The 21,050-nt window shown below is 35.1% G+C and carries 18 protein-coding genes; all 18 read left to right on the forward strand.

The features are described from left to right. Window positions 1-3 precede the first annotated feature (3 nt). The 18 genes from pseC to ACFFIP_RS15460 all read left to right on the forward strand — a co-directional run bounded on the left by pseC (window position 4) and on the right by ACFFIP_RS15460 (window position 21,049). A complete protein-coding gene (pseC, locus tag ACFFIP_RS15375; RefSeq protein ID WP_382388584.1) occupies window positions 4-1,212 on the forward strand; it encodes a UDP-4-amino-4,6-dideoxy-N-acetyl-beta-L-altrosamine transaminase in 1,209 nt (402 codons plus the stop codon). Continuing rightward, window positions 1,205-1,900: a pseudaminic acid cytidylyltransferase gene (pseF, locus tag ACFFIP_RS15380; RefSeq protein WP_382388585.1), complete on the forward strand. Its 696-nt coding sequence runs from the start codon at window positions 1,205-1,207 to the stop codon at window positions 1,898-1,900. The genes pseC and pseF overlap by 8 nt, the downstream gene beginning before the upstream one ends. After that, window positions 1,875-2,435, forward strand: coding sequence for a GNAT family N-acetyltransferase (locus ACFFIP_RS15385; protein ID WP_382388586.1), 561 nt, complete (start codon window positions 1,875-1,877; stop codon window positions 2,433-2,435). The genes pseF and ACFFIP_RS15385 overlap by 26 nt, the downstream gene beginning before the upstream one ends. Beyond that, a complete protein-coding gene (locus ACFFIP_RS15390; protein WP_382388587.1) occupies window positions 2,432-3,292 on the forward strand; it encodes a methionyl-tRNA formyltransferase in 861 nt (286 codons plus the stop codon). The genes ACFFIP_RS15385 and ACFFIP_RS15390 overlap by 4 nt, the downstream gene beginning before the upstream one ends. A gap of 6 nt (window positions 3,293-3,298) precedes the next feature. After that, window positions 3,299-4,342, forward strand: coding sequence for a pseudaminic acid synthase (gene pseI / locus ACFFIP_RS15395; RefSeq protein WP_382388588.1), 1,044 nt, complete (start codon window positions 3,299-3,301; stop codon window positions 4,340-4,342). Window positions 4,343-4,361: 19 nt separating this feature from the next. Then, the gene (locus tag ACFFIP_RS15400; RefSeq protein ID WP_382388589.1) at window positions 4,362-5,618 is read left to right on the forward strand and encodes an oligosaccharide flippase family protein; all 1,257 of its coding nucleotides are present in this window, start codon (window positions 4,362-4,364) and stop codon (window positions 5,616-5,618) included. 4 nt (window positions 5,619-5,622) lie between these two features. Next, window positions 5,623-6,711: a glycosyltransferase family 4 protein gene (locus ACFFIP_RS15405; RefSeq protein ID WP_382388590.1), complete on the forward strand. Its 1,089-nt coding sequence runs from the start codon at window positions 5,623-5,625 to the stop codon at window positions 6,709-6,711. Window positions 6,712-6,787: 76 nt separating this feature from the next. Further along, window positions 6,788-7,792: a hypothetical protein gene (locus ACFFIP_RS15410; RefSeq protein WP_382388591.1), complete on the forward strand. Its 1,005-nt coding sequence runs from the start codon at window positions 6,788-6,790 to the stop codon at window positions 7,790-7,792. Between the two features lie 19 nt (window positions 7,793-7,811). Beyond that, window positions 7,812-8,870: an O-antigen polymerase gene (locus tag ACFFIP_RS15415; RefSeq protein ID WP_382388592.1), complete on the forward strand. Its 1,059-nt coding sequence runs from the start codon at window positions 7,812-7,814 to the stop codon at window positions 8,868-8,870. 13 nt (window positions 8,871-8,883) lie between these two features. Then, complete coding sequence (locus ACFFIP_RS15420) at window positions 8,884-9,696, forward strand: glycosyltransferase (protein ID WP_382388593.1); 813 nt, start codon at window positions 8,884-8,886, stop codon at window positions 9,694-9,696. Window positions 9,697-9,703: 7 nt separating this feature from the next. Continuing rightward, window positions 9,704-11,359 carry a capsule assembly Wzi family protein gene (locus tag ACFFIP_RS15425; protein WP_382388594.1) on the forward strand — a complete coding sequence of 552 codons (1,656 nt, stop codon included), beginning with the start codon at window positions 9,704-9,706 and terminating at the stop codon, window positions 11,357-11,359. A gap of 290 nt (window positions 11,360-11,649) precedes the next feature. Beyond that, window positions 11,650-12,801: a glycosyltransferase family 4 protein gene (locus tag ACFFIP_RS15430; protein ID WP_382388595.1), complete on the forward strand. Its 1,152-nt coding sequence runs from the start codon at window positions 11,650-11,652 to the stop codon at window positions 12,799-12,801. A gap of 5 nt (window positions 12,802-12,806) precedes the next feature. Further along, window positions 12,807-13,691 carry a glucose-1-phosphate thymidylyltransferase RfbA gene (rfbA, locus tag ACFFIP_RS15435; RefSeq protein ID WP_382388596.1) on the forward strand — a complete coding sequence of 295 codons (885 nt, stop codon included), beginning with the start codon at window positions 12,807-12,809 and terminating at the stop codon, window positions 13,689-13,691. Between the two features lie 597 nt (window positions 13,692-14,288). Further along, window positions 14,289-15,605: a 30S ribosomal protein S12 methylthiotransferase RimO gene (gene rimO, locus ACFFIP_RS15440; protein ID WP_382388597.1), complete on the forward strand. Its 1,317-nt coding sequence runs from the start codon at window positions 14,289-14,291 to the stop codon at window positions 15,603-15,605. Between the two features lie 193 nt (window positions 15,606-15,798). Next, entirely contained in the window at window positions 15,799-16,671 is an 873-nt protein-coding gene (locus tag ACFFIP_RS15445; protein ID WP_382388598.1) for a glycerophosphodiester phosphodiesterase family protein, read from the forward strand. A gap of 116 nt (window positions 16,672-16,787) precedes the next feature. Next, complete coding sequence (locus tag ACFFIP_RS15450) at window positions 16,788-17,954, forward strand: hypothetical protein (protein ID WP_382388599.1); 1,167 nt, start codon at window positions 16,788-16,790, stop codon at window positions 17,952-17,954. 205 nt (window positions 17,955-18,159) lie between these two features. Beyond that, on the forward strand, window positions 18,160-19,155 hold the full coding sequence (locus ACFFIP_RS15455; protein WP_382388600.1) for an adenosine kinase: 996 nt from the start codon (window positions 18,160-18,162) through the stop codon (window positions 19,153-19,155). A 565-nt stretch (window positions 19,156-19,720) separates the two neighbouring features. Beyond that, window positions 19,721-21,049 (forward strand): M16 family metallopeptidase, encoded by a 1,329-nt coding sequence (locus ACFFIP_RS15460; RefSeq protein ID WP_382388601.1) that lies wholly within the window; start codon window positions 19,721-19,723, stop codon window positions 21,047-21,049. Window position 21,050 lies beyond the last annotated feature (1 nt).

A 21,050-nucleotide genomic window follows, 5' to 3' on the forward strand; every position in this document is an offset into this window, starting at 1 on the left:
AAAATGAAACCGATACCCTACGGAAGACAACATATTACAGACGAAGATATTCATGCTGTAGTGGAGACCTTGAAATCAGATTACCTGACACAAGGCCCTAAAATCAAGGAATTCGAAGATGCCTTTGCATCCTATGTCGGTTCCAAATATGCTGTGGCAGTAGCCAATGGTACAGCCGCTCTTCATTTGAATGCCCTAGCACTGGGAGTAAATCCAGGGGATAAAGTGATCACGACTCCGATAACTTTTGCCGCATCTGCCAATTGTGTCCGCTATTGTGGGGGAGAGGTTATATTTGCTGATATTGATCCAGAAACATATCTCTTAGATATTAAATCAGTTAGAAAACTATTGGAAGCTTCACCAAAAGGTACTTATCAAGGCATTATTCCAGTTGATTTTGCAGGTAGAGCGGTGGATTTGGAGGCATTTAGAATACTGGCTGATGAGTATGGCTTGTGGATTATCCAGGATTCATGTCATTCCCCAGGGGGATATTTTATAGATAGTAAGGGGCAAAAACAGCATTGCGGGAATGGTAAGTTTGCTGAATTGGCAATTTTTTCATTTCATCCTGTCAAACACATCGCTTCAGGCGAGGGAGGCATGATTACTACCAACGATGAGAACCTTTACAAAAAACTTTTGATGCTCCGAACCCACGGTATCACTAGAGATGAATCTTTATTTGAAAATTCAATTGAATTCGCTAGCGGAACCAACCATTCTTCATTCTCCATTCCACATTCCACATTCCCTTCCTGGTATATGGAAATGCAGGAATTGGGCTATAACTACCGATTGACTGATTTTCAGGCGGCTTTAGGTTTAAGCCAATTAAATAGAGCAGACGAAGGTTTGGAACGAAGAAGGGAAATAGCACAAAAATATCATGAGGCTTTTCAAGGTCAATCTTTTATCAAAGGTCAGTCAGGAGTGGTCGACGGCCATGTCTACCATCTGTATGTAATTGAGGTAGAAAACCGATTAGGTCTTTACCAACACCTTAGAGAACAAAATATTTTCGCCCAGATCCATTATATTCCTGTTCATCTAATGCCTTATTACAGACAGTTTGGATGGGAGGAAGGAGATATGCCCAATGCAGAGCAGTATTATAAAAACTGTATCAGTCTGCCTATGTATCCAACTTTAACCAACGAAGAACAGGAATTTGTCATAAATACCATACTTTCTTTTTTCAATGGCTGACATCTGTATCATACCGGCAAGGGGAGGGAGCAAGCGGATTCCAAGAAAGAATATCAAAGACTTTGCCGGTAAACCCATTATAGCTTACAGTATAGAGGCAGCATTATCTTCAGGACTTTTTGATGAGGTAATGGTGTCTACAGATGATGCTGAAATAGCCAGGATAGCTGAAAAGTTTGGGGCTAAGGTGCCTTTTTTTCGTTCGGAAAAAAATGCAGATGACCATTCCACTACTTCGGATGTTATTGAAGAGGTCTTAATGGAATACAGTAAACAAGGAAGGAAATTTATAAGTGCCTGCTGCATTTATCCGACAGCTCCTTTTGTTACTATAGATTCATTAGTACATGGTAAAAATTTACTGCGGGAGTCAGTTGCTGATGCTGTATTCCCAACTGTAAAGTTTGGATATCCTGTCTGGAGAGGCCTAAGAAAAGACAGAGAAGGTACTGTAGAAATGATTTGGAAAGAACACCTGAACAGCAGATCCCAGGATTTGGAAGAAGTGTTCCATGATGCCGGTCAATGGTATTGGTTTGATGTGGAAAGGTTTCTGTTGAACAAAAAACTTTTTACTGACAATACAAAGACTATCGAGCTTTCTCCCCTTGAAGTTCAGGATATTGATAATTTACATGATTGGCATTTGGCCGAACTGAAATATGGCTACTTACAAAGTCTTAAATAAGCAGGTCTTTTCCACTGGTAGTTATTCTATTGTGCCTATCAGAATGGAGGATAAATACGCCATTATGAAATGGCGAAATGAACAGATTTACCATTTGCGCCAGAATAGACCCTTGACAGAAGCAGATCAGGATGCTTATTTTGGGAGTGTGGTTGCTAAACTTTTTGAACAAGAATACCCCAATCAGATTTTGTTTTCCTATCTGGAGGATGGAAAATGCATCGGTTATGGAGGACTGGTCCATATCAACTGGATAGATAAAAATGCGGAGATTTCCTTTATCATGAATACTGCTTTGGAAAAGGATTTCTTTTCTTTTCACTGGCAGACCTATTTGGGCTTGATTGAAAAAGTAGCGTTTGAAGGTCTTAAGCTACATAAAATATTTGTATACGCATTTGATTTAAGGCCTCATTTATATGAAACGCTTGAAAAATACGGATTTTTTAAAGATGCTATTATAAATGAACATTGCCTTTATGATGGTAAGTTTATTGATGTAGTAATTCACTCCAAAATAAATAATACTTTATGAGGATTGGTTTGTTAGCTAGTGGACAATTGGGGCAAAATGTTGTAAAATATTTTCTTGCCAAATCGGGATTGACTTTTGTGATGACGGATAGAAAGTCTACTGATATTATACAATTAGCAAAAGAAAAAAAAGTACCTTATTTTATAGGTAACCCTAGAGATGGAAGAAGTCAAGACTTTATAAAAGACAAACAAATAGATGTTTTGATCTCGGTTAATTACCTTTTTATTATTGAGAAAGATTTGATCAGATTACCTTCAAAAATTGCGTTTAATATACATGGATCATTACTTCCAAAATATAGGGGGAGAACACCACATGTTTGGGCAATTATCAATAACGAAGTTGAAACAGGTATTACAGCCCATCTTATTGATAATGGCTGTGATACAGGTGATATTATTGAGCAGATAAAAATACCTATTGGATATTATGAAACAGGGGCCGAAATCCTTAGAAAATATAGTGAAAATTATATTCCATTAATCGAGCGGGTAATTTCAAAAATCGAAAGTAGCAAATTGATTTTATTACCACAAGACAACTTAAAAGCTACATATTTTGGAAAAAGAACACCAGAGGATGGAAGAATTGATTGGAACTGGCAAAAGGAAAGGATTAGAAATTGGGTTAGGGCCCAGGCATATCCATATCCAGGAGCATTCTCCTCCTTGGGTTCAAAGAAAATAGTAATTGATGAAGTAGTCTTTGATGAAAGAGGTTATGAGGATGATATACCAAATGGTTTAATCCTTTCTACTGAACCTTTTTTGGTCAAATCACCAAATGGAGTAATAAAAATAAAAAGGTATAGAGACATAGATTTTCAAATTCAATCCGGAAAAATACTTGAATAATAGACAATGAAAATAGATAATTTCGAAATTAATAAAGGTTCAAAAGTTTTTATAATTGCTGAATTATCAGCAAATCATAATGGAAGCCTGGAAACTGCCATTGAAACAATTAAAGCTGCGAAAAGAGCTGGAGCAGATGCTATAAAACTTCAGACGTATACAGCGGACACTTTGACAATTGACTGTGATAAAGAGGATTTTATTATTAAGTCAGGCTCAATTTGGGACGGGCAGACATATTATAAACTTTATCAATCTGCCTATACCCCTTGGGAATGGCATGAAACGCTTTTCGATGCAGCTAAAGAAGAGGGGCTCGTTTGTTTCAGTTCTCCTTTTGATAAAACAGCAGTGGACTTTCTTGAAAACTTAGATGCACCTGCCTACAAAATTGCTTCTTTTGAAATCACGGATATTCCATTGATAGAATATGTAGCCGCCAAAGGAAAGCCTGTTATTATTTCCACAGGAATAGCTACCCAAGATGATATTGAACTGGCCTTGGATGCCTGTTACCGTATGGGAAACAGAGAGGTTGCTTTGTTGAAATGTACTTCGAGTTATCCAGCTCCAATTGAGGAAGCCAATATGGTGATGGTAAAAGATATGGCAGAAAGGTATGGGGTAATAACTGGACTTTCAGACCATACCATGGGAAGTACTGTTCCTGTAGTTGCAACTTGTTTTGGGGCAAAAATCATTGAAAAGCATTTTATTCTTGACCGTTCCGTTGGAGGTCCTGACGCATCATTTTCCATGAATGAACAAGAATTTGGTGAGATGGTGAAAGCAGTGAGAGAAGCTGAAAAAGCTATTGGAGTAGTTGATTATAGCCTGACCGAAAAACAGGAAAAAGGAAGAGATTTCTGTAGGTCTCTTTATGTGGTTAAGGATATTAAAGCAGGAGAGATAATAACAGAGGAAAATGTGAAAAGCATTAGACCTGGTTTTGGGATGCATCCGAAATATTTAAAAAATATTTTGGGCATGCAGATAAATAAAGATTTAGAAAAAGGTGAATCTTTCAATGAAAAATATTTGTTAAAATAATTTTAATAAAAGCACAAAATTGAAGTTTAACTTAGATAAAATTAAGTGTTTTTTAAAAGGTAATAAAGTATATGTTACTAATTTTAAATACCTATCGTTATTAGAAATTTTCATTTTAGTAATGCCACTATTGACCTATCCTTATTTAGTAAGGGTATTAGGTAAAGAGTTATATGGTTGGGTTTTGATCTCTCAAATTGTTGCAAGTTACATTTCTATTTTCATAAGTTTTGGATTTAATGAGGTAACCACAAGATTTATTTCAATTCATAGGCATGATAGAAATAAACTAGCCGAAGTTGTCAATTCGGTATTAGTTGTTCGTATGGGTGTTTTTTTTATTTCCGGAGTAATTTTTTATACTCTACTTTATAAATTTAACATTTACTCTGATCACACCATTCTCTTTAGCTTTGCTTTTTTTCTAGTCGCTGATGAACTCTTATTTCCAAAGTATTATTTTCTTGGTTTGGAAAGAATGAAGTGGATAACCTTAATAAATGTAGTCACGAGAATATTTTCAGTAATATTAATATTTATTTTAGTTAATAAGCCAGACGACTACTACATAATTCCTATACTTACATCTACTGGTTTTATTATTGGAGGACTCTTTGCTCTATATATAGTTTATGTAAAGGATAGGATAGGTTTTTATTTGCCAAAATCAGAAATAATTTGGCTATATGTCAAGGATGCATTCCCTTTGTTCTCTACTAATTTATTTGCATCTATAAAAGATAAAGTAAGCTATTTGTTATTAGGTAACTTTGTGAGTGTTTCAGATGTTGTTTTATACGATTTAGGGATAAAGCTAATGAATCTAGTAGTAAAACCTGTGACAACTTTTAGTGTTGTTTTGTTTCCTAGAATTGCTATAGAGAGGAATTTAGGATTAATAAAAAAAATTATTTTTAAGGTATTTTATTTTCTTGTTTTACTCACTTTTGGCGTGAATGTTTTGTTACCTTTAATAGCAGATCTAATGCTTGGAACGGAAATTGACCTAATGGGGTTGAGAATTTTTCTATTCGCACCTATTTTCCTAGGTCTTAGTAGTTTTGTAGGATCAAACGTTCTTATAGCATTTGGTAAGAATAAATACATGTTTTATAGCATTATTTTTACTACAGTAGTTTATCTTTCTTTGACCGGATTTGCATATTTATTTAATATGTTAGATTCCTTAATGGTATTTATTCTTATAACAGTTACTACCTATTTTGCTGAATTGATTTATCGGTTGTACGTTTACTTTAATTTAACTAGGAGGTGATTTAATGATTAAAAAGTTGAATATTTTCATCATTGCAGAGGCCTATAATCGTAAAAATGGTGCAAATGGATCTTTAATAGACTTGCATGAGGTATTATTAAATTTGGGTATAAAATCAGTATTTCTAACTTCCAAAAGAAACCGTATTATTGGGTTGATTGAAGCAATTATAAATGAGCTTAAATTTAACTTAGCAATAAAATTGATAAGACCTTTAAGTTTTCTTTTTCAGGATGAAATTCAAAATCCAATTATCTTTTCAACAAATTTGGATTTGGCTTTATTCAAAAATATACGAGAATATCATCCTAACTCAACAATAATACTTTTTCAAACAGGTAATCTTCCTACCAATGAAAATCAACGAAATTTCTTCATTCAAAGATTGATGTTTGCAAATTTTTTAATTTTTGAGTCTCCGAAACATTTTCAGGATTTTAATAAAGAATATTTATATTTAAATGTAAAGCCGTATTTGTCTTATGCTACTACATCATTAGAGAAAAAATCATTTAAAATAACAGACAAAAAAACAAATAATCAAACCTTATTGTATTGTGCCGGATCTATACAACCACGAAAAAATCAGATTCTCCTAATTAAGGCATTTAATGAAGCTGTAACCTCTTGTGAGATTACTAATTGTAAACTTGTATTTTCCGGCCCTTTATTGAAAAATATATACCCTGATTATTGTAGTGATTTTCTCGCTTTGGTTGATTCAAATTCTCAAATTGATTTTCTTGGAAATAAAAGAGATTATCATAAAATCATGGATCAGGCGGATATAGTTATTTCAGTATCTAAAGAGGAAGGCCTTTCAACGATTATTAGAGAAGCAATGTTTATGAAAAAGTGTATTATTGCCTCCAATATTGATGGAAATATAGGGGTACTTCAGCATGAAATTAATTCGTTATTATTTGATGAATTGATTGATCCCAAAGAGCTTTCTCATTTAATTACTTCCGCTGTTAAATCTTTTGATTTAAGGAGAAAATTAGGAGAAAATGCCTACATTTTTTATTTAGAAAATCTATCAAATAAGGCGTATCAAGAAAAAATTAAGTTATTTCTAAATGATTTAGCTTGATTCTATTCGATTCTTTTACTTTTTGACCAGAGGTAAAATAATGTTTTATTAGTTAAATAACGGTTTTTAAACAAAGATGAAAGATTATTTTAAACAGATAATAATTAAAAACAGAGTAGTTAATGAATTATTTGTTAATTTGTTGAGATACAAAAATAAAGCTTCGATTTTTGAAATTTATCGAAGGAGTAAATTACCTCTTCTTGATTTTAAAGAAATTTCAAAGCCATTAAAAATTTATCCGATAGAAAGAATTATTGACAATAATTATTATGGATTATCCTTTTGGTTGAAAAAATATATAAATCGTGAAGAGAATATTGATTTTTATATAGAACATGGGTTGTTTTTGGGATCATTGGTTAAAAGAGATGAAATTATCTGGGATTCTAAAGGGATTATTACTTTTTCTAAGAATAGGGAGTTGTACATAAAAGAAAAGTGCAATAAAGAAGTAATAAAAATTGGCCCATATATTCATTATGCTGATGATTTTCTTACAGTTGATGAATTTAATGAAATCAAGGATAAACTCGGGAAAATACTTCTAGTTATTCCTTCTCATTCCATTAAAGGAGTTAATGTCTCTTTTGACTTAAACAATTTTAAAAGCAAAATAGATGAAATAAAAAGTGACTTTGATACAGTCGTAGTTTGTTTATATTGGATGGATGCGTTGAACATAGAATATGTTAAGTATTATAGCGATTTGGGATATAGAATAGTATCTGCCGGAAATATTAACGATTTTTATTTTTTATCTAGATTAAAATCAATAATAAAAATATCAGATTTTGTTATTTCAAATAATGTTGGAACTCAAATTGGATATGTAACTTATCTAGGAAAGCCTCAAATGATTTTTAATCAGGAAGTCAATTTTCAAGTGTTTGATGAAAGAGAGTTTAAACAAAGAGATTATAGAGATTATAAATCAATGGTAAAAGAAAAGAACGAAATATACAGGTGTTTTAATTGTTTTTCAATGGAAATAACTGAAATCCAAAAAGATTGTATTAATTTTTATTTTGGCCTAGATCAAATTAAAACAGGTGATCAATTAAAGAGTTTATTGATTTGAATATTTTGTATAATATTAGATGAAAAAATATTTTATTTTATTGTATATAATCCTTCCTCCAATTTTTTATATTATTCCATATTTTTTTGCTAATGAAAATAATGAAGTGACCTTACATTTTTTCAAAACATTTATTGTAAGTAAATACCTTTTTCTACAATTTTCTATTACCTATCTAGCTCTTGGTTTTTTTTTAATATGGTTTTTAAATGGGACAAATTTTAATCTTGAAAAAAGAAAACCAACATCGCTTCTTTTAGAAGTAATTTTAAGCATTTGTTTTTTTATTTATTTTTTTGTTTCAATTAGCTATTTAGCAATAATATTTTATGCCATAACCTACATAATAATTGGCTCATATAAACCGGGCAAATTAGTTTTTATTGCACTTTTTTTTATTTCATTTTACCAACTACTTTTTAATAATAGTAGATTTCCTATTATTTATACAGGATTAATTTATAGTTTGGGGTATATTCAGCTAATTAATTACAAAAGGCTATTTATCTACGGTTTGGCTTCATTGTTTTTTTTAATATACATACTTCAACCTCTGAGGAGCGGAATTCTTCCATTTTCTTCACAATCGGAAATTTCATCTTTTATTTATTTTTATCAACACATTAACCCGATCTACATAGGAGCTTATCTTTCCTATGATTTAAACTTTGGATTTACGGTACTTGTATCTGAAATTATTCCTTTTGCTAAAAGTGTATTAAATTATGAAAGTGTAATAGATCGGTTAGCAGAAGTTGGTTTACCTAAAGATATTATTGACCTAGGCATTAGGCATGGTTCGAATTCATCAATGTATTTCCACGTAACAGGAATTATAATTATTTCATTATCTTTTTTTTTAATTAAGAAACTTTTAATTTTTTTTAGATATAATTTAATCAATAATGCGCTATTATTTTATTTTATTGTACAAGCTCCATTTTTTATACGCAGAGCAATAGCTTCTTATTTATTAGACGTTATTGTTATAATTTTTATTTCGTTAATTTTTGTTTTTATAAAACAAAACAATAAAAAATATTTGAAAAATATGGTTCAAGTAAATGTAAAATCATAACTAATTTATTTCAGTGTACCCTTTTTCTGTTTTAATTTCAGTATATAGTAAAGAAAACCCCCAATTCTTTATTGAATCACTTAATAGTATTCTTTTACAAACTTTATCTCCAGAAGAGGTTGTTATAGTGAAAGATGGAAAGCTTACCCCGGAATTAGAGGCAGTAATATCTTTTTTTCAAACTAAACTCCCTATTAAGATCTTACCTAAAGATAAAAATGAAGGGTTAGGAAAAGCTTTAAGAGATGGATTATTATTTTGTAGTCATGAAATAGTAGCAAGAATGGATAGTGATGATATCTCTTTTGAGACAAGATTTGAAAAACAAATCAATTTTTTAATTAATAATCCTGAATATGATTTAGTTGGTTCTAATATCGAAGAGTTTAATGGTTTTCCTGGTGACTTAGGAATAATTAAAAGAGTTCCAGAAAAACATGAAGAAATTTTAAAATATTCAAAAAAAAGATCTCCTTTTAACCATCCTTCCGTTACTTTTAGAAAATCTGCTATTCTTAAGGCTGGATCCTATAAGTCTATGATTTTGTTTGAAGATTATTATTTATGGCTTAGACTAATAAAAAGTGGCAATAAATTTTATAATTTTCAGGAACCCTTACTTTATTTTAGAGTTGGCAATAATATGTTTAATCGAAGACGTGGTTATAAATATGCAAAACTAGAATATAGATTTTTAAAGGTTGCGTATAAAGAAAATTTAATTTCACGATTTGATTTTTTCCGATCAGTAATAATTAGGTTTCCATTAAGACTTCTGCCCCTTTCTTTATTAAAACCTTTATATTTTAAAATTCTTCGTAAATAATCCGTAAATGAACATATTAAAACTTAATTGTATTGCATTTTTAACTCTTGTGATATTTTTCACTCTACCTAATTATCTTTATAGCCAAAAAATTTCTACAAACAACTTAATTGTTCTTGAGCAAAATAGAAGAATGCAAATAACGAGCGATTCATCTTCTTTATTTTTTCAAAACAATGCCTACCAGTTACTTACTGAAAATATTGAAAAGATTATAATAAATAAAGGAAGCATTTTTAATTCAAAGTTACCATATAATTATGGAATACTCCCTTTAAACCTTCAAAGTCGATATTCTTCTCGAACAATTTACCCTGAGGTATCTACGCTGATCAATAATGTTGGTTTTCAATACTACGTGTCATCTGGTTTTTTTGCAAGTGTTGGACCCTTATCGGTTCAGATACAGCCTGAATATATTTATGCTCAAAATAGGGATTTTGAAATAGGTCCAATGAAATCTAATAATACCGAATATTTAGAAAGGTTTGGTGATGGTCATTTTTCAAAAATACTTCCAGGCCAAAGTAGTGTTCGGTTAAATTTTGGTGCCTTTTCGGTTGGCGCTTCCACAGAAAATATTTGGTGGGGGCCAGGTCAATTCAATTCACTCATTTTTTCAAATAATGCTTTTGGTTTCAGACACTTGACATTGAATACACGAAGACCAGCTAAAACTTTTTTAGGAAACTTTGAGGGGCAAGTTATTTTAGGCAGACTCGAGGGATCTGGTTTTGACTCTCCCATAAATCAGCTTTTAAAGGATGATTGGAGATATTTGAATGGAATATCTTTTATCTATCAGCCCAAATGGATTTCTGGATTTTTTGTAGGAGTTTCAAGGACTTTTCAGCAATACAATTCTATGAGAACAAAAAGTTTTGGAGATTTATTTCCAATTTTTGAGGGTTTTCAAAAAGAAAGGTTGGTTGAAGACCCATCTAATTCTCTAGAATTTGATCGAAGAGGGCAAGATCAACAGCTTTCAGGCTTTGCAAGATTCGTCAATCCAAAAGCTAAGTTTGAAGTTTATTTTGAATATGGTAGGAGAGACCATGCGCTAAATTGGAGAGAGGCAATATTAAATCCAGAACATGCTAGAGCTTATCTTTTTGGATTTAAAAAGTTAATCCCAATACTAAATGAAGCATTCATACAAGTAAGAGGAGAAGTTGTGCAGCAACAGGAGTCAATCAATATAATAATCAGATATCCAGGGACTGGCGGTGCACAGAACTGGGGAGGGCATATTCCAGTTCATCATGGTTTCACGAATCAAGGTCAAATGCTAGGTCCAGGAGTTGGACCAAGCAGCAATGTCCAAACTTTGGAAGCTTCTTGGGTGAAAGGATTCAAAAAATTAGGATTGAGATTAGAACGCTTGAATAGACATCAGGACATCTATCAAAAAAGATTTCCCGATCCTTCTGAACAAGGAAGGTGGGTAGATCTTTCGGCTAGGTTATTGGCTGATTGGCAATGGGATAATCTGATCATCAGTTCCAATATCAATTTTGTGAATTCCTTGAACTACCAATGGCAACTCTCCCCAAATAGTACACCAGACTTTCCTCAAGGTCAAAACTTGTTTTCTGTGCATAGCCAAGTTAGTTTGATCTATTTGTTCCAAAAACAGAAGGGTTTGAGTAAGCCTGTTAATTAATATTTACCAAATTCATTTAGTTAATTCAATAAGATTTAACCAAAGTTTATAAAAAAAATAACAGCTTAGATTTTCTTTCAATAAAAATAATTTATTGCGTTTTCAGCCTTTAATACCTTAAAAAATGTATGTTGAGCCTACGTTTTTACTTTATAGAATTTTATTGATTAAAATTTATATTTATTTCAGCCTAATTGGTATTTGTTTTGTTCATTGATTTAAAAATGAATTTAAAGTCGTAATTTGGTTTTTACTGAAAAACTGACTTCATTTGCCTAAATCTCTTTTTTATGGTTATTTTATTGACAATCTTAACGGCCTTTTTCATCGGTTTTTTATCCATGCCTGTGCTCATTGGTGCATTCAAGAAAATGCAGGTAGTGGACAAGCCTGGAGGAAGGAAAATCCACAAGAATGATACCCCTTCCATGGGTGGAATAGTAATCGTCCTCACTGTTTTGATCACCTCCTTTATTTGGTTAAACCTTCACGAACTGGTACAGATCCGTTATGTGGTAGCGGCCTTGGCCCTGATGTTTTTTGTAGGCTTAAGGGATGATTTGGTGGAGCTTTCCCCCATGCAGAAATTGGCAGGACAATTCGTCGCTACCTTCATGGTGGTATTTATGTCCGATATTAGAATATCCAGTTTTTATGGATTTCTGGGTATTTATGAAATCCCCATAGTAATAAGCTATCTATTGACATTTGTGGCCATTATCGGCCTGACCAATTCATTTAATTTAATCGATGGTTTGGATGGTCTTGCCGGTACCATTAGTATTCTGACTTTTGGATTTCTCGGTTGGTGGTTTATGGCAGTGGGCATGGAAAGCTACGGTACCTTCAGTATGATTTTGGTTGGTGCTGTATTGGCTTTTCTGGTATTTAATTGGCACCCCGCCAAAATATTTATGGGGGATACGGGTTCGCTCAGTTTGGGTTTTGTGCTATCTGTTCTCACGGTACTTTTCATCGATACCAATGGAACTTTGTATGCCAATCATCCCTGGAAATTCAATGCGCCCATTGCTTCAGGAATAGCCTTGATGATCGTTCCAGTTTATGATACTACCCGTATTTTTGCCAGAAGGATCAGAAGAGGTCGCTCTCCCTTTGCACCTGACAAAAACCATGTACACCATTTCTTGATGCGGATGGGTCTGACTCATGACAAGGTGGCCATAACACTTGGTGTAATCAAATTGTTTTTTATTGGCTTGATCTTTATAGGGGCGTCATATTCCGATTATTTGATGTTGCCGCTGATTATTTTTACAGCAGTAGTATTTGGTGCTAGGTTGGATGCACTTACGCTGAAGCGTGTGAAGACTATTGCGAAAAACTCACCTCCTGTTTTGAAAGGTAAATTCAAAAAAGCCCAACATAAATCCACTATTCACCATAGTGTAGCGGAACATATGCATATATCCGATAATTAATTATTATGAAAGGAATTGTCTTGGCCGGAGGGTCAGGAACTAGACTGTATCCCATTACCAAAGGAACATCCAAACAGCTGTTATCCATCTACGATAAACCCATGATTTATTATCCGCTGTCAGTTTTGATGCTGGCCGGGATAAAGGAGATTTTGGTAATCTCTACTCCTGAGGATCTGCCGAATTTTCAGAAACTCTTGGGTACAGGAGAGGAATTGGGTGTAGCTTTTTCCTATGCAGAACAACCTAGTCCTGATGGATTGGCGCAGGCTTTTATCATTGGAGAGGAATTTATAGGAGATGATGATGTTTGCCTGGTCTTGGGAGATAATATCTTCTATGGCCATGGATTGACCGAATTGCTGCGTAATTCCAGAGTGAATGTTGAAAAGCATCGGCAGGCTACCATTTTTGGTTATTATGTCAATGACCCGGACCGTTATGGCGTAGTTGAATTCAATGGTAACAATAGGGTTTTGAGTATTGAGGAAAAACCAAAAGAACCTAAGAGTAACTTTGCCGTGGTGGGTTTGTATTTTTATCCTAATTCTGTAGTGGAGATAGCTAAAAATGTAAAACCAAGCGCAAGAGGGGAGTTGGAAATTACTTCTGTAAATCAGGAATACCTCAGAAGAGAAGAGTTGAAAGTTGAATTGATGGGCAGGGGTTACGCGTGGCTGGATACAGGGACACATGAATCCATGTTGGAAGCTTCCAATTTTATCCATACCATAGAAAAAAGACAAGGTCTAAAGGTGGCCTGTCTAGAAGAGATTGCCTTCGACTTGGGATATATTGATGCCAATCAGTTATTGACCTTAGGGGAAGCCCTTCAGAAAAATGAGTATGGTCAGTATTTGATCAAGAGGGCGAAGGCTAAGAAGAAATAAGGGATTTTATCCAAAATGGATATTTGTTAATTAACCACTTACTGCATACTTCCATCTAACTTAAACTTAATTGGAATCTAAATATATAGTACAATTCAGCCTTGCCGAGTAGATTTTTTTCATTTTCTTTTTGTCACTTTTTTCCTTGATGAAAAAAGTAACCAAAAAAATCAAGCGCAATGATCCTTCCACACACAAGGCCTTCGCCGGCCCGGCATTGCGCTTCCTACCCACCCTACTTAGAGGATTTCGTTTTCAGTTAAATAAGATTTTTTCGTTTACAAATTTTATAACTTATCTCGAATTAGCTACTTAACGGTACTTTTTAAAAATGTCTTAGAATTAGTGGTTTTTAAAGATATTTCTTGATATGAGATCCCTCAGGGCGGACAGTTATTAACTATATATTTTATTAAAATAATCCTTAATTCCCTCTGAATTTTCTTATTGGTAAGATTACAGATAATTATAATATTCAAAATTATAGAAAGTCCGATGGCAAAAGCTGTCGGACTTTTTTTATGATTGAAATGCAGTTTGCAAAATCAAGTATAAAATCTTTTTATTTCCGTACCTTTGCGGCAAAGTAGGAATACAGTGAAAGCGAGAACATTAAAAAAAGACAAAGTCAATATCATCACCATGGGTTGTTCTAAAAACCTGGTGGATTCAGAAGTTTTACTGACCCAGCTAAAGGGAAATGGCATTGACGCCAACCATGAGTCCAATAGTCAGGATAACAACATCATCATCATCAATACCTGTGGTTTTATAGACAATGCAAAACAGGAGTCTATCGATACCATCCTTCAATATGTGGATGCCAAAGAAAGAGGTTTGGTGGATAAGGTGTATGTGACAGGTTGTCTTTCTCAGCGGTACAAAGATGATCTGGAGAAAGAAATCCCTCAGGTGGATGCCTATTTTGGAACCAGGGATTTGCCTGCTATTTTGAAAAAATTCAAAGCAGATTATAAGCATGAATTGGTGGGGGAACGATTGTTGACCCACAATGCGCATTATGCTTACATGAAAATATCGGAAGGATGTGACCGTCCTTGTTCATTCTGTGCCATTCCTTTGATGCGTGGAGGACATATTTCCAGGCCTATCGAAGAATTGGTGAAAGAAGCCCAACATAAGGCAGCTAATGGTACAAAAGAGTTATTGCTGATTGCTCAGGATTCGACTTACTATGGTTTGGATCTATACAAAAAGAGAAGGTTGGCAGACCTGATGCGGGCTTTATCTGATGTGGAAGGTATCGATTGGATCAGGTTGCATTATGCCTATCCGACCGGTTTCCCTATGGATGTGATCGAAGTGATGAAGGAAAGGCCGAATATCTGTAATTATTTGGATATTCCTTTGCAGCATGGTTCGACCTCAGTGTTGAAAACCATGAGGAGAGGGACAACCAGAGAAAAACAGGAGGAGTTGATCCACTCTATCCGTGATATGATTCCAGAAATTGCTATTAGGACTACGTTGATCACCGGACATCCGGGTGAAGGTGAGGCGGAATTCCATGAAATGGTAGATTTTGTGGAGAGGATGAAATTTGAGAGACTTGGTGTCTTTACCTATTCCCATGAGGAAAATACCCATGCTTTTTCCATGGAAGATAATATCCCAGAGGAGGTCAAACAAGAACGTGCCAATTACTTGATGGAAGTTCAGGAGCAGATTTCTTTTGACCTGAATCAGAAAAAGATCGGCAAGGAATTTAAAGTGTTGATTGATAAGAAAGAGAATGGATACTTTGTAGGACGTACAGAGTATGATTCCGTGGAAGTGGATAATGAAGTTTTGATTGATGCCAGTAAGCATTATTGCCGAATTGGCGATTTTGTTCAGGCAAAAATTACCGATGCTACTGAATTTGACCTTTACGGGGAAGTGGTGGGGGATTAAGAATCTTATTTGAACTGTTCAGCTGCTTCTCCAGAAGCAGCTTTATTATCATTTCATATAAGTAAGTCCTGCTTCGGGAGTAGCAGGACAGCAGAAGGAAAGCGGAGAACAAGGGGATTATTTCACAAAAGTTTAACGGAGGGATTTCCTTTTTTTTAATTCAGTTCTCTTAATTTAGTGAAAAATCTATCCCATGAAGCGAGTTTTTCTGATCATCTTTTTCTCCTACCTGAGCATGAACGTACAAGCGCAATTTTCCTATGACCTTCAAGGACACCGGGGGTCCAGGGGGATTATGCCTGAAAATACCATCCCTTCAATGATCAAAGCCTTGGATCTTGGGGCCACGACATTGGAACTGGACCTTGCCATAACCAAGGATGGAGAAGTGATTGTGTCCCATGAACCTTGGATGAATCCTGTAATTTGCCTTGATCCTCAAGGGAATGAAATTCCAGATCAAGATAAATCCCATAATATCTTTCAAATGTCTTTTGAGGAGGTCATCCAGTATGACTGTGGATCCAAATTTCATTCAGGTTTTCCCCAGCAAGTTAAATTCCATGTAACGAAACCCCGATTGTCCGATTTGATCGATGCGGTCGAAAAGTATGTAGAAGACTTTAACCTCCCTCGACCTAATTATAATATTGAGATCAAAAGTATGGCTGATGGTGATGGTATTTTTCATCCAAATCCAAAAGATTTTTCAGACAAAGTGCTGGCCTTATTGCTCAGCAAAATCAGTCCTGAAAGATTCAATGTACAATCTTTTGATTTCAGGGTGTTGCAATATATCCATGATGCTTATCCGGGAATAACATTGGCCATGTTGGTAGACAATGCTTCGAAATATGAAGAACAGTTGCAGGAACTTGGTTTCAAGCCTAGAATCTACTCCCCTTATTTCGTGGCACTGACCAAAGAAATTGTGGCAGCGTTGCATGAAAATGGCATGAAAGTGATTCCTTGGACGGTCAATACCTCCGAGCAAATGGGAAAGTTGCTCGATATGAAGGTGGATGGCATCATCACAGATTACCCAAACCTGGCCCCACGGCGCTGATCAATTGTTCAGCAGTTTATTTTTGCCGTATATATAAGGTAAGTTTTGCCTGAGATTTATTCCTTGGTAAGCAAGTCTAATCTCCCTATTTTTGGGCCTTCATAAATAGCATAGGCATGACTATATTGGAAGTTACGACTTCAGTACATGAAAAAGAATTTTTGGATATGGCCGTAAGGCTGTATAAAAATGAAAAAAACTGGATCAGACCTTTGGACAAGGATATTGAAGGTTTGTTTCATCCAGAGACCAATAAGCTTTTCAAGTTGGGGGGGTCAGCAAAAAGGTGGTTGCTACAGGATGAAAAGGGAAAGACCATAGGTAGGATAGCGGCATTTATCCACCCTAAATGGAAGGAAAAGCAACCTACGGGAGGCATTGGTTTTTTTGAATGTATCCATGATCAGGAGGCTGCATTTTTGCTATTTGATACCGCTAAAAGATGGCTGGAACAAGAAGGTATGGAAGCCATGGATGGGCCGGTGAATTTTGGAGAGCGCGACAAATGGTGGGGGCTATTGGTGGAAGGATTTTCTCCTCCTAATTATAACATGCCCTGGAATTTTGCTTACTATAAAGAATTCTTTGAAGCCTATGGATTTCAGATTTACTTCAAACAATACACTTATGCCCGTTCAGTTCAAGGTGTGAATTTTGATCCTAAATTGGTGGAAAGAGGAAAAAGGCTTTTAAAAAACCCTGATTTTCAATTTAGACATATTCAAGGAAAAGAACTGAAGGAAAAGGCGCCTCAATATTTTATGGTGGTGTATAACAAAGCTTGGGCGAGGCATTTGGGGAAAAGCCTTACTTTACGCGAGACCCAGGTTATCTTTTCAAAAATGAAACCCATCATGGATCCAAGATTGATTTATTTTGGGTTTTATAAAAACGAACCGGTTTCATTCTTTATCAACATTCCTGAAATCAATCAGATCTTCAAATATGTCAATGGGAAATTGGACCTGATAGGCAAATTGAAATTCCTTTGGCACAAAACATTCAATCCCCCTAACAAAATGTTGGGTTTGGTGTTTGGTGTAGTACCGGAGTTTCAGGGTAAAGGCGTGGACAGTGCTATGGTCATGTGCTATAATGAAACCTTTGCCAAGCATGACTCATTTCCTTACAAAACCATTGAGATGAACTGGATTGGGGATTTTAATCCTAAAATGATGCGTGTTTGTGAACAATTAAATGCTGAAATCTTCAAAACCCATCATACCTATCGCTATTTATTTGATAGGACGAAACCGTTTGAAAGGCATCCGATTTTTGATTGATAGTGCATTGTACCAAGTACAAAGTAACAGTGTCAGGTGCCATGTACCAAGAGTTAAGTATATGTGAGAAGGCGATGTGATTGAAAATCGATTTTGAACAAAAGTTTTTCTAAACAAATACAACAAATACAACAAATACAACAATTACAACTCCCCTATAAAGGGAAGAAACAGTAAACCAACTTGTAATAAAACATAGGATAAAATGAAAAAATACGATGTGACAGGCATAGGAAATGCCTTAGTAGATATAGAGTTTAAAGTGACAGATCAGTTTTTCTGGGATAATAAAGTAGAAAAGGGTTTGATGACCTTAGTAGATGAAGAGCGTCAAAACTCCCTGATGCAGGTAATCAATACAGAAGAGGCTAAAAAACAATGTGGTGGTTCTGCAGCGAATACCGTTATTGCAGTGAGTCAGTTTGGAGGCAACTCTTATTATTGCTGTAAAGTAGCCAATGATGAATTGGGGCACTTTTACCTTGAGGACCTTAAAAATTCGGGAGTGGACAACAGCTTGGAAGGGAAAGTCCCTGAAGATGGGATTACAGGGAAATGTTTGGTCATGGTGACTGAGGATTCAGAGAGAACCATGAATACTTTCCTGGGTATCACCCAAAATTTTTCTGTAAAAGACATCAATGAATGGGCTATAAAGGATTCCAAATACTTATTTATTGAAGGCTATCTGGTAACTTCTCCAAATGGAAAAGAGGCCATGATGCATGCTAAAAAAATTGCAGAAGAGGCAGGTACAAAAGTAGCTTTGACTTTTTCTGACCCTGCTATGGTCAAGTATTTCAAGGCTGGTTTTGATGATGTGATCGGGCCAAGTGTGGATTTGTTGTTTGCCAATGAGGAAGAAGCTATGCTGTTTACCGGAAAAGACAACCTGGCCGAAGCAAGGGAAGAAATGAAAAAGGCAGCCAAGCATTTTGTCATTACTCAAGGTAAAAACGGGGCAATGATCTATGATGGCGATACCTTTATAGATATTGAACCTTACAAGACAGTGGCGATAGATAGTAATGGGGCAGGGGATATGTTTGCCGGGGCATTTATGTATGGCATTACCAATGGACATAGCTATGCATCAAGTGGAAAGTTGGCATCTATGGCCAGTTCCAAAATTGTAAGTCAGTTCGGACCTAGACTGAAGTGGCATGAAGCAAAAGAAATCCTGGCAAGGCTAAATCCTTGATTGATTTATTAAAAAGTATAAATCCCCGTCTCTAGTGACGGGGATTTTTGTTTCTGTTTTTTCCAAATTCAAATCTAAAGGGTAACCATTGTTCAAAATTTCTTTGAATATGAATTTATCCGTTTAAGTTGAGGTCAAAATTTGACTTTTTGAGTCTATTGATATTAGATTGCTCACAGTTTTAGTTTTAACAATTTTATAAATAGTTAATCTATGAAATTTTTAAAAAACATGATTTTGATTGTTCTAACGGTTGGTGTTTTGGTAGTTGCTGTATCGCTGGCACTCAATTGGTCTGATTTTATGGAAGGGTGGAACAGTGTGGAGTGTGATTAATACTCATTACACAAATTTGAATTCATTTAATGGTTTGATTGGTATTAAATGTGCAACGTTTTATTGAAATATTATTGGATAATTGGATTTAAAAAGACTGAGTTATATTTTCAAAGCCTCATTTGATAAAAGAAGTGAAATCGGGTTCATCTTGTCAATAAAATCTAAAAGATTGAACAAAATTAAATGTAAAGAGTAAAAGTATAGAAAACTTAATTTAATCTAATATATGAGAAAGTTTACCTTTTCGCTGATAGTGGGGCTGTTCTTCGCAGCTTCAGTCTCTGCTCAAAACAAGATAGATTTTAAGGAATTTACCTTGGATAATGGCTTACATGTGATCATGCATCAGGACAACAGTACACCTATTGTGGCTGTTTCTGTACTTTATCATGTTGGCGCAAAAAATGAAAAGCCGGACAGAACAGGTTTTGCGCACTTTTTTGAACATTTATTGTTCGAAGGAACTGAAAATATTCCTAGAGGGGAATACATGAATAAAATTCAAGCCATTGGTGGTACGCTGAATGCCTTTACCTCAAATGATATCACCTATTACTATGAAATAGTCCCTTCCAATCAATTGGAAACTGCGCTTTATATGGAGTCTGAAAGGATGCTACATCCTAAAATTGACCAGATTGGTGTGGATACCCAGAGGGAGGTGATCAAGGAAGAAAAAAGACAGTCTTATGATAACAGGCCTTATGGCACCATCTTACCTGAGACCATGAAGCGTGCTTTTGCAAAGCATCCATACCAATGGCCTGTAATCGGTTCCATGGAGCATCTAGATGCAGCGCAGCTTCAGGAGTTTATGGATTTCCACAAAGCTTATTATGTACCTAACAATGCAACATTGACTATAGCAGGTGACATTGATTACGAGCAGGCCGAAAAATGGGCAAGGGCGTACTTTGAGGAAATACCTTCCGGCCCATCCGAGTTCTATAGACCAAATGTTCAGGAACCTAAAAAAACTGCAGAAATCAGGGATATTGTGTACGACAACATCCAGATTCCTGCTATCATACAAGCTTATAACCTGCCTCCAAAAACACACCCAGATTCCTATGCCATGTCCATGCTGTCTACTTATTTGACAGGGGGTAATTCATCCCTAATGACCAAAGAACTGGTAGACAAACAGCAAAAGGCATTAGGAATTGCAGCAATACCTTTGGATTTGGAAGATGGGGGTGTTTTCTTGATGTATGGCATTGCCAACATGGGAGTTGAACCACAGGCTTTGGAGAAGGAAATCGATCTGTTGATCCAAAAGGTTCAGGCGGAAGGAATTTCTGAAAAGGATTTTCAGAAACTTCAGAACATTATTGAGAATAACCTGGTAAGCAAGAACAGTTCCATGGCCGGTATTGCCCAGAATCTTTCACAATCAAAAGTATTCTTCGGAGACACTAATTATATCAACCAAGAACTGGAGTATTTCAGAAAAGTTACCAGAGAAGATCTTCAGCGTGTAGCCAATGATTACATGAACTTAGATGGTAGGGTAGTGCTTTATTATTTGCCAAAATCAGCCCAAACTACTGAGTGAT

The sequence above is a fragment of the Fontibacter flavus genome (genome assembly GCF_042432905.1).
Lineage (GTDB): Bacteria > Bacteroidota > Bacteroidia > Cytophagales > Cyclobacteriaceae > Fontibacter > Fontibacter flavus.